The organism is Calidithermus terrae (assembly GCF_003574345.1).
GTDB lineage: Bacteria > Deinococcota > Deinococci > Deinococcales > Thermaceae > Calidithermus > Calidithermus chliarophilus.
Map to the genome: position 1 here is coordinate 1 of NZ_QXDL01000149.1, position 10,216 is coordinate 10,216.

6 protein-coding genes and 1 pseudogene are annotated in these 10,216 nt (G+C 71.7%); 4 read left to right on the plus strand and 3 right to left on the minus strand.

Annotated elements, in window-relative coordinates; genetic code table 11:
- The 3 genes from Mterra_RS15095 to Mterra_RS15105 form a co-directional block, all read right to left on the minus strand.
- A partial coding sequence (locus tag Mterra_RS15095) for an META domain-containing protein (RefSeq protein WP_170159687.1) occupies nt 1-378 on the minus strand: 378 nt, incomplete at its 3' end.
- 71 nt (nt 379-449) lie between these two features.
- Complete coding sequence (locus Mterra_RS15100; protein ID WP_119315927.1) at nt 450-1,049, minus strand: helix-turn-helix transcriptional regulator; 600 nt, start codon at nt 1,047-1,049, stop codon at nt 450-452.
- Between the two features lie 36 nt (nt 1,050-1,085).
- Complete coding sequence (locus tag Mterra_RS15105; RefSeq protein WP_119315928.1) at nt 1,086-2,135, minus strand: Mrp/NBP35 family ATP-binding protein; 1,050 nt, start codon at nt 2,133-2,135, stop codon at nt 1,086-1,088.
- A gap of 348 nt (nt 2,136-2,483) precedes the next feature.
- Here Mterra_RS15105 and Mterra_RS15110 point away from each other — a divergent pair, with 348 nt between their 5' ends.
- The 4 genes and pseudogenes from Mterra_RS15110 to Mterra_RS15125 form a co-directional block, all read left to right on the plus strand.
- Nucleotides 2,484-2,921 carry an ester cyclase gene (locus tag Mterra_RS15110; RefSeq protein WP_119315929.1) on the plus strand — a complete coding sequence of 146 codons (438 nt, stop codon included), beginning with the start codon at nt 2,484-2,486 and terminating at the stop codon, nt 2,919-2,921.
- A gap of 176 nt (nt 2,922-3,097) precedes the next feature.
- Nucleotides 3,098-6,118, plus strand: a complete 3,021-nt coding sequence (locus Mterra_RS23475) for an ATP-binding protein (protein ID WP_119315930.1) — start codon at nt 3,098-3,100, stop codon at nt 6,116-6,118.
- Between the two features lie 574 nt (nt 6,119-6,692).
- Nucleotides 6,693-7,541 carry an NUDIX domain-containing protein gene (locus tag Mterra_RS15120; RefSeq protein ID WP_119315931.1) on the plus strand — a complete coding sequence of 283 codons (849 nt, stop codon included), beginning with the start codon at nt 6,693-6,695 and terminating at the stop codon, nt 7,539-7,541.
- A pseudogene (locus Mterra_RS15125) lies at nt 7,538-10,153 on the plus strand (valine--tRNA ligase); the annotation flags it as partial. The gene Mterra_RS15120 and the pseudogene Mterra_RS15125, both read left to right, overlap by 4 nt.
- Between the last annotated feature and the right edge of the window lie 63 nt (nt 10,154-10,216).

Below are 10,216 nucleotides of genomic sequence, written 5' to 3' on the forward strand. Positions count from 1 at the left end.
GGCGAAGCGCAGGCTGGCCCCCCCGCCCCACAGCACCAGGGTCTGGCCGTCCGGGGCGAGGTAGTAGCGCTGCACCCGCGCGAGCGACTCGGTGAAGGCGCGCTCGAGCTCCATCCGCTCCGGGGCGCAGGCCATCTTGGTGCCGGTCACGGGGCCGAAGGCCAGACGGCTGCCCTCGAGGCGGTAGCTCCCGCCGTAACGGTTGCACCCGGCGAAGCCGCCGAAACGTCCCCCCGCCAGTTGCAGGGTGGGCTTCTCGCCCGCGCCCACCTCCCGCAGGCCGATGCGGCGCAGTTCCCAGGTGCTCCCCTCGAGGCGGTCGGTCTGGGCCATGGCTAGGGCGGAAAGAGCCAGCAGTAGCGGCACGAGCGCTCTCATGTTCCGGCTCATTGTGGCCGAGATGCCGCGGGGAATCGTGGCAGGGGGATGAGAAACCCTCACCCCGCGCCTCAGCCGATGCGGTAACGGCAGCAGCGCCCGCCCGCGGCGATGCGCTCCTCGCGCGCCACGGGGAGGCCCAGCAGTTGCTGGTAGAACTCCTGCTCGGTCTGGCAGAGGTCGTAGTGCTCGGTGGAGAGGGCGAGCTTGGGGCAGCGGTGCTGCTCTAAGTACCAGCGTCCGTCCTGCTGGTAGCACGTCGCCTGGTAGCCCTGCTCGGTGAGGTACTCGGCGAGGCGGCAGAGCTTCTGCTCCAGCGGCAGGCCCTCCAGCAGCGGGCCGACCTGGGCCAGCAGCTTGGCGTTGCGCAGGGAGAGCACCTGCAGCACCGCGCCGCGCCCGAAGAGGTCGTTGATGTGCTCGAGCAGGTCGCTGCAGAGCTTGACGTAGGGGGTTTGCTCGTCAACGGCGGTGAACACCTGGCGGGGGCGGCCCCGGCCCGCGCACTTCTCCTCCCGGCCCTTCACGAGCCCTTCGCGGCTGAGGTCCTCGAGGTGGCGGTGCACGGCCACCTTGCTGATGCCCATGAGCTCGGAGAGTTCGGCCGCGGTAGCCGGCGACTGCCGCAGGTGCTCGAGGATCCTCAGCTTGGTATCCCCCAACCCTACCATCGCTCCTCCCCTCCTAAAGCCGCTCCCATAGGCCCGTCACGCCATCGGCAGGAGCATGTAGCTCTGCACCGAGAGCTGCGCGGCCAGGGCGCGGGCCGTCTGGCGCAGGGCCTGGGCCTCGGGGCTGTTGGGCGCGGAGAGCACCACCGGGACCCCGGCGTCGCCCGCCTCGCGCACGGCGACGGCGATGGGGATCTCGCCCAGGAAGGCGGTCTTGTAGGCCTCGGCCATCCGCCGCCCGCCGCCCTGGCCGAAGATGTGCACGCGCTGGCCGCCTTGCTCGAAGTAAGACATGTTCTCCACGATGCCCAGCAGCGGCACCTGCACCCGCTTGAACATGTCCACCGCGCGCTCGGCGTCGATGCGGGCCACGTCCTGGGGGGTGGTCACGATCACGCCGCCCGAGACCTTGGTGAGCTGGGCCAGCGAGAGCTGCACGTCGCCGGTGCCGGGGGGCATGTCCACGATGAGGTAGTCGAGGTCGCCCCAGGCCACCTCGTGCAGGAACTGCTTGAGGGTGCCGTGCAGGATGGGGCCGCGCCACACCATGGCCTGCCCGGCGGGCACGATGTTGGCGATGGTGACGAGCTTGATGCCGTAGCGCTCGAGCGGCACGATGCGCTTTTGCTCGTCCGCCCGCAGCTTCTCGGCCTGGGTGCCGAACATCTGGGCCTGGGAGGGGCCGTAGATGTCGGCGTCGAGCAGGCCCACCGAAGCGCCCTCCTGGGCCAGCGCCACGGCCAGGTTGGCCGCCACGGTGCTCTTGCCCACCCCGCCCTTGCCCGAGGCCACCGCCACGACGTGCTTGATGCCCGGCAGCGGCAGGTTCTGCGGGGCGCGCACGGTGGCGCCGAAGTGCACCTCGAGCTCCTTCACGCCGATGCGGGCTAGGGCGGCCCGCACGTCGGCTTCGATCTGGCCCTTGAGCGGGCAGGCCGGGGTGGTGAGGTTGATCTTCACCCCCACCTTCTCCCCCTCGACCGTGACTTTTTCCACCATCCCGAGGCTCACGAGGTCCTTGTGCAGCTCGGGATCGTTGACCGTCTTGAGCGCCTCGAGCACCGAGGCTTCGTTCACGCCACTCATCCTTCTAAGGATAGTGAGCAGCGCGATATCCGAAGGCGGGAAAGGTCACATTGGCCGTATCTGTCGGGGTGCAAAGCGGTTTGCCTCACGGGGTTTGCGGTGGGGAGGGCCGGTGGTTGATGGCCGAACGCCGGTAGCCCATAGCCGATAGCGGGTCGTACGTCGGATGCGGGTCGTACGTCGGATGCGGGTCGTACGTCCTACCCTAGGTCGTACGCAAGACGCAAAACGCGAAATGCTTTGGCCCTCGACCCTAGACCCTCGACCAGCCCCGGGCTACGCGCCTCCCACCCCTTTGACGCTCTTTTCACACCCCCACGGGCACACTCCCCTCAGGGAGGTCGGAGCGTGTCGGAGGTTAACAAGAGCATCGTCCGGCGGTTCATGGACGCGGTGATCAACCGGGGGGACCTGGGCGCCGTGGACGAGTTGTTGGCGCCCGACTGCCTCGACCACGTCGCGGAGGTCCTGGGGCTGCCGGCGGGGCGTGAGGGGGCTAAGCGGCTGTACGCGCTGCTCCATGCGGGCTTTCCCGACCTCGAGGTGACCGTCGAGGACTGCGTGGCCGAAGGGGAGTGCGTGGCCGTGCGGAGCCGGTGGCGCGGCACCCACCGCGGCGACTTCCTGGGGGTGGCCCCCACCGGGGAGGAGGTGCGGCTGGAGAGCCTCGAGCTGCTGCGGCTGCGGCACGGCCGGATCGTCGAGCGCTGGGGCGCGGCCGACGCCCGCACGCTGCTGCGCCGGTTGAGCAGCCCCGGGGGGCCGGGCAGCGCACGACCGCCGTGATACCGGGTTCAAAAAGGTAATCGTCCAGCCCAGAACCCTGGAGGCTATCTTTTGGGACCCTAGAGCACTCCCTCCGGCCGGGTCGGTTCATCACCGAGCGGTGACGAACCGACCGAATCGGGTATGAGCAGTTTTTGGCCTGGCGGGTGAGCACCCGGGGGGTGCATAGTCTCCCCATGATCGCCCCCCAACCGGTGCCCCCGTTGGCCGAGCGGGCCGAAGCCCCAGGGCAGGGCAGGCCCAGCCTCTACCTGCTGGGGCCGGCGGGACTCGAGCGGGGCGGCGAGCGCGTCTACCTGGCGACCCGGAAGTCGCTGGCGCTGCTGGCCTACGTCGCCGCGCAGCCGGGCGGGAGCGCGCGGGCCGAGCTGGCCGGGCTGCTGTGGCCCGACCACCCCGAGGAGCAGGCCCGCGCCTCGCTGCGGCAGGAGGTCTCGAGGCTCGGCCAGACCCTGGGCGAGGCGCTGCGGAAGCTCGACCCCCAGACCCTCGCGCTCTCCCGCGAGCACCTGTGGGCGGACTTGTGGGCCTTCGAGGCGGCGCTGGAGGCGGGCGAGCTCGAGCGCGCCGTGGGGCTGTACCGGGGCCCCTTCCTGCAGGGGTTGCAGCTCAAGGGGGCCGTCGGGTTCGAGGAGTGGCAGGCCCAAGCCCGCGAGCGGCTCCAGCAGCGCTACCTCGAGGCCCTCGCCGCCCTCGCCGCCCGGCGGGCCGAGGCCGGACGGGCCGGGGAGGCGCTGGCGTACTGCCGCCAGGCCATCGCCGCCGACCCCCTGGCCGAGGGGCCCTACCTCCAGGCCATGCGGCTGCTCGAGCGCCAGGGCGACCACGCCGGGGCGCTGCGGCTGTACCAGAGCCTGGAGAAGGTGCTGCGGGAGGAGCTGGGCCTCGAGCCCTCCGCCGAGGCCAGGGCCCTGCTGGGGCCGGCGCGCTCGAGCCTGTCCGCCCCGCGCCTGCCCGCTCCCCCGACCCCGCTGGTCGGGCGGCGGCAGGAGATCGAGGACGTGCTGCTGCTCCTTCAGCGGCCCGACTGCCGCTTGCTCAACCTCGTCGGGCCCGGCGGCATCGGCAAGACCCGGCTGGCGCTGGCGGTGGCCGAGCGCCTTCGGGAGCAGGGGCAGGCCCTGCACTGGGTGAGCCTGGGCGGGGGCAAGCTGGTCTCGAGCCTGGCCGAGGCGCTGGGGCTGCCCCTGCTGGGCCGGGGCAACGCCCTGCAGGCGCTGCTGCACCGCGTGCGCGAGGGCGGCCCTTGGCTGGTGCTCGACGAGGCCGAAGCGCTGGAGGAGCCAGGTGAGCTCGAGGTCTTGCTGCGCGAGACGCCGTCAAAGCTGCTCCTCACCTCGCGCGAGCGCCTGCGGCTGCACGGCGAGTGGGTCTACGAGGTGCACGGGCTGGCGGTGGCCGCGGAGAGCTGGGCCGTGCGCGGCAGCCCCGCCGCCGAGCTCTTCCGCGCCATGGCCGAGCGGGCGAAGCCCGGCTTCGCCCCGGCGCCCGCCGAGTGGCAGGCCATCGGGCGGATCTGCCGCCAGCTCTCGGGGATGCCGCTGGCCCTCGAGCTCGCCGCGACCTGGGTGCGGCTGATGGGCTGCGAGGCCATCGCCGCGCACCTCGAGCACGACCTCGACCTGCTCGACGGCTCCCCGGGCTCGCCCGGGGGGCGGCACGCCAGCCTGAAGGCCGTGCTCGACTCCACCCTCGAGGCCCTGCGGCCCGAGGAGCGGGCCGCGCTGGAGCGGCTGGCGGTGTTCCGCGGCGGCTTCGACCTCGAGACCGCCCAGCAGGTGGCCCAGGCCTCCCCCGCCCTGCTGGCCGCCCTCACCGACCGCGCGCTGCTGCAGCGTCAGGAGGCGGGCTTCCGCATCCTCGAGGTCGTGCGCCAGCACCTCAGCCCCCGCGTGCCCGCCGGAACCCGGGCCGCCCACGCCCGGCACTTCGCGGCCCTGCTGCACCGGGAAGCCGGCTCGCTGACGGGCGGCGACCAGCACGCGGCCCTGCGCCGCCTGAGCGCGGCGGGCGACAACCTGCACGCCGCGTGGCGGTGGGCCGTGGCCCACGAACCGGCCCTCCTCGAGCCGATGAGCGACGGGGTCTTCCTGCTGCACGAGCTGCGCGGGAGCTTCCGCGAGGGCGTCGAGTGGTTCGCCGAGGCGCAGGGCCTGCCCGCGCCGGGGCTCCAGGCCCGGGTGCTCGCCCGCAAAGGGCGCCTGCTCTACCGCCTGAGCGCCCTGGGCGAGGCCCGGCAGGGCCTCGAGCGCGCCCTATCCCTGGCAGAAGCCCCCCAGGAGCGGGCCTTCTGCCTGAACAACCTGGGGCTCGTCGAGCTCAGCGAAGGCCACGCCCGCGCCGCGCAGGAGCTGTTCGGGCAGAGCCTGGCCCTGCGGCGGGAGGCGGGCCACCGCTGGGGCGCTGCCAACTGCCTGTACAACCTGGGGCTCGTCGCCCTGAGCTTCGGGCAGCAGGAGGCCGCCCGCCAGCGTTTCCAGGAGGCGCTCGAGCACTACCGCGCCCTCGGCGACCTGCGCGGCACCAGCTTAGCCCTCACCGGGCTGGGCCAGGCCTGGACCGCCCAGGGCCAGTACGGCGTGGCCCGCGAACTGCTGCGCCAGGCCCTCTCCCTCAGCCAGCAGCTCGGCGACCGCTTCAGCGAGGCCGCCGCCCAGCTCTGGCTCGGCGCCGTGGCGGGCATCGAGCGCGAGAACGAGGAGTGCCGCGAGCGGCTTCAGGCCAGCCTCGAGGCCGCCTACCAGACCGGCGACCCGGTGAGCATCGGCCGGGCGCTGCTGGGCCTGGGCCGCCTGGCGGTGCGCGACGGCAAGGCCGAGCAGGCCCTGCGCCTGCAGCGGCAGGCCCTCGAGCGCTTCCAGCTCGGCCACCACCCCTGGGGCGAAGCCCTGGCCTACAACCACCTCGCCCGCACCTACTCCGCCCTGGGCGAGAGTGCCGAGAGCCGCGCCCACTACCGCCTGGCCCTCGAGCAGGCCCTCCGCCTGGAAGCCGCCCCCCTGGCCCTGCGCGCCCTGGCCGGGATGACCCCCGACCTCGAGCCCCCCCTAGCCGCCGAAGCCCGCAGGCTGATCGCCCACCACCCCAGCACCGACGCCTGGGTCCGCGAGGAAACCCGCCGCGAGGCAGGGGGAACCCTCGAGCCCCCCACCCGCAGCCTGGAGGGGGTGGCGCTCGAGGCGCTGAGGGTGCTGTGAAGGCCATCCACCGCGAGGCGCGTAGCGCGTGGTCCGTCTAGGGTCGAGGGCCGAGACGTACCGAGACGTACGGCGTACGACGTAGGACACGCGTCTTGCGTTTGGCGTCTTGCGTTTTGCGTCGTGCGTACGGCGTACGCCGTAGGACGTACGACCCGCGTTCTGCGCCCGGCTACCGGCTATCGACCCTCGACACCCCCCCAAGCGCTCTTGTGTATACTCGAGCCAGGCGCCGACCGGGAGGAGTAGGTTTCCCCCCGCTCCCCAGAGAGGACCGCTCACAGGCTGGAAGGCGGTCTGGAGATGAGGAAACCGAACGTCGCCCGCGAGCCCGCAGGAAGAACGGCTCAGAGCCCAGTAGAGCCTGCCGGGAGTGCCCGTCACAGCACGTCCGAGTGCCTTTGGAGCGTCGGGAGCCCAGAGTCTAGCGTCTAGAGCCGAACGTAAAAAGGCCCTTGACCCTCGACCCTAAGCCCGCGACCTTCATCGGAAGCGCGGTGGTACCACGGGGTTTTCCTCGTCCGTGCAGCAGGGCCTGCGCGGGCGTTTTTGTTTTGGGGAAAGGAGGCGTGGGATGGCGGAGAAAGTGGTGGTGTACATAACTCGAGGCCTCGAGATCCTGGTGTTCGACCACCTCGAGGCAGAGCCCGACGTCCCGATGCCCCAGGTGCCCCGGGGCACCCTCGAGCCCGGCGAGGACCCCCTGGCCGCGGCGGTGCGCGAGGCGCGGGAGGAGACGGGCCTCGAGCTGCGCCACCCGGTCCTGCTGGGCTCGGCACGCCGTCCCCACGTGTTCCGCGGTCAGGCGTACGACGGCCTCTTCCACTACGCCTGGCTGGCCGCCCCCGCCGCCACCCCCGACGCCTGGTCGCACGTGGTGAGCCACGGGGAGCTGGACCAAGGCTTCACGTACCACCACCGCTTCGTGCCGCTCGAGGGCCTCGCCCTGCCCTGGGACTTAGACCTCTTCCTGCCCGAGCTCCGCGCCCGGCTGGTGCGCGAGCGCGTGGTGTGCTACGTCACCCGGGGGAGGCGCGAGCTGCTGGTCTTCGGGCACGACGACCCCGGCTTAGAGCCCGGCTGGCAGGTGGTCGCGGGGGGCGTCGAGCCCGACGAGGACCCCGCCGAGGCCGCCGTGCGGGAGGCGTGGGAGGAGTCGGGCCTAAGGCTGCAGGGCCCGGTCTACCTGGGGACGCGCGAGTACCGGCCCGCCCTCGAGCACGCCCGCGCCCGGCGCGTGGAACGCCAGCACTTTTTCTGGCTCGAGGCCCCGCCCCACGCCCCCGACGCCTGGGACCACCGCGTCCTCAACGGCGAGGAGGACAGCGGCAGGGTCTACCGCCACCGCTTCATGCCCATCGAAGACCTCGAGCTCGCCGAAGAACTCGGCGAGCTGCTGCCCCGACTCAAGGAGAAGCTATGAGCCAAGCCACCAAGGAACTGCCCAAGGCGTACGACCCCCAGGCCGTGGAGCCCCGCTGGGCCGAGGAGTGGGCTAAGAACCCGCTGGGGCCCGAGGTCAACGCGGGCAAGGGCAAAGGGCCCTTCACCATCGTGATCCCCCCGCCCAACGTGACCGGCAACCTGCACCTGGGGCACGCCCTGGACAACACCATCATCGACACCCTCGTCCGCTTCAAGCGCATGCAGGGCTACGAGGCGCTCTACCTCCCCGGCACCGACCACGCGGGCATCACCACGCAGGTGCTCGTCGAGCGCGAGCTCGCCAAGGAGGGCAAGAGCCGCCACGACCTGGGGCGGGAGAAGTTCCTGGAGCGGGTGTGGGACTTCAAGGAGAAGAACGGCGGCACCATCCTCTACCAGCTGCGCCGCATCGGGGCGAGTTGCGACTGGGGCCGCGAGCGCTTCACCATGGACGAAGGCCTCTCCCGCGCGGTGCGGCGCAGCTTCGTGGAGTACTACCACCAGGGCCTGGCCTACCGCGGCAAGCGCATCGTGAACTGGGACCCGGTGGCCCAGACGGTGCTCTCGGACCTCGAGGTGGACCGCGAGGAGCGCCCTAGCCGGCTCTACGTGCTCGAGTACCCCTTCGAGGACGGCGAGGGGGGCATCCGGATCGCCACCCAGCGCCCCGAGACCATCTTCGCCGACGTGGCGGTGGCCGTGCACCCCGAGGACGAGCGCTACCGGGGCCTCATCGGCAGGCGCGTGCGCATCCCCCTCACCGACCGCTTCATCCCGGTCATCGCCGACGAGGCGGTGGAGCGCGGGTTCGGCACCGGCGCGCTCAAGATCACCCCGGCCCACGACCCCGCCGACTTCGAGATCGGCGAGCGGCACGGCCTGGAGATGCCCAGCGTCATCGACCTGAACGCGAGGCTGGCGGGCGAGCTGGTGCCCGAGGAGTTCCGCGGCCTCGACCGCTTCGCGGCGCGGCCCAAGGTGGCCGAGCGCCTGGAGGCCGAGGGCTACCTCAAGGGCGTGGAGACCCACACCGTGCAGCTCCCCCTCTCCGAGCGCACCAAGGAGCCCATCGAGCCGATGCTGCTGACGCAGTGGTTCGTGCGGATGAAGCCGGTGGCCGAGAAGGTGCTGGCCGGCCTCGACAAGGGCGAGATGCGCTTCGTGCCCGAGCGCTGGGAGAAGGTCAACCGCGACTGGCTGGAGAACATCCGCGACTGGGCGGTGGGGCGGCAGTTGTGGTGGGGCCACCAGATCCCCGCCTGGTACGACGAGGAGGGCAACATCTACGTGCCCGACCCCTCCAACCCCGACCTCGACTGCGACAAGGACCCTGCTTTAGCCCACCTCAAGCTGCGCCGCGACGAGGACGTGTTCGACACCTGGTTCTCCTCGGCCCTGTGGCCCTTCAGCACCCTGGGCTGGCCCGACCGGACCGGAGACCTCGAGAAGCACTACCCCACCGACGTGCTGGTGACGGGCTACGACATCATCTTCTTCTGGGTGGCGCGCATGCAGATGTCGGGCTACCAGTTCACCGGCCGGGCCCCCTTCCACACCATCGTGCTGCACGGCCTCTACCTCGACGCCAAGGGCCAGAAGATGTCGAAGAGCAAGGGCAACGGCATCGACCCCCTCGAGCTCATCGACAAGTACGGCGCCGACGCCTGCCGCTTCGCCTGGGACTACCTCGCCACCGGCGGGCAGGACATCCGCCACGACGAGCGGCGCTACGAGCAGGGGCGCAACTTCGCCAACAAGCTCTACAACGCGACCCGCTTCGTCCTGATGAACAAGGACGCGCTACGCCAGACGCCACAGGCAGGACGCGAAGACCTGACCCTCGCCGACCGCTGGATGACCTCGAGGCTGAGCCGGGGCATCGCGGAGATCACCGAGGCCTACGAGGCCTACGACCTGGGCCGCGCGGCCCGCCTGATCTACGACCTGGTGTGGAGCGAGTTCTGCGACTGGTACCTCGAGGCCGCCAAGCCCGCGCTGCGCGAGGGCAACCGGGCGACGCTGCGCACGCTCGAGGAGACCCTCGCCGCCCTGCTCAAGCTGCTGCACCCCATCATGCCCTTCATCACCTCCGAGCTCTACGAAGCCCTCACCGGCGACCCCAAACAGCTCGCCCTGCAGGACTGGCCCGCCGCGGGCGAGCGCGACTTGGGGGCCGAGCGCGCCTTCGAGGCGTTGCAGGAGACCATCACCGCCACGCGCAACCTGCGCTCGGAGCTGGGCATCGCGCCCCAGCAGGAGATCGCGGTGCAGCTCGACGGCCCCGGCGCCGCGCTGGTGATGGAGAACCTGGCCCTCTTCCGCTCCCTGGGCAAGGCCGACGCCACGCTGGGCGCCCCCGCCAAGGCCATCGCCCAGGCCACCCCCACCACCACCGTCTACCTGCAGCCCGAGGGCGACCTCGAGAGCTTCCTCGAGCGCCAGAAGAAGCGCCTGGCCGAGCTCGAGCGCCTGGTGGCCCAGGCCCAGGCCAAGCTCGCCAACCCCGGCTTCGTGGAGCGGGCCAAGCCCGAGGTGGTCGAGGCCGAGCGCGAACGCCTGGCCGAGAACCAGGCCATCACCGCCACGCGCAACCTGCGCTCGGAGCTGGGCATCGCGCCCCAGCAGGAGATCGCGGTGCAGCTCGACGGCCCCGGCGCCGCGCTGGTGATGGAG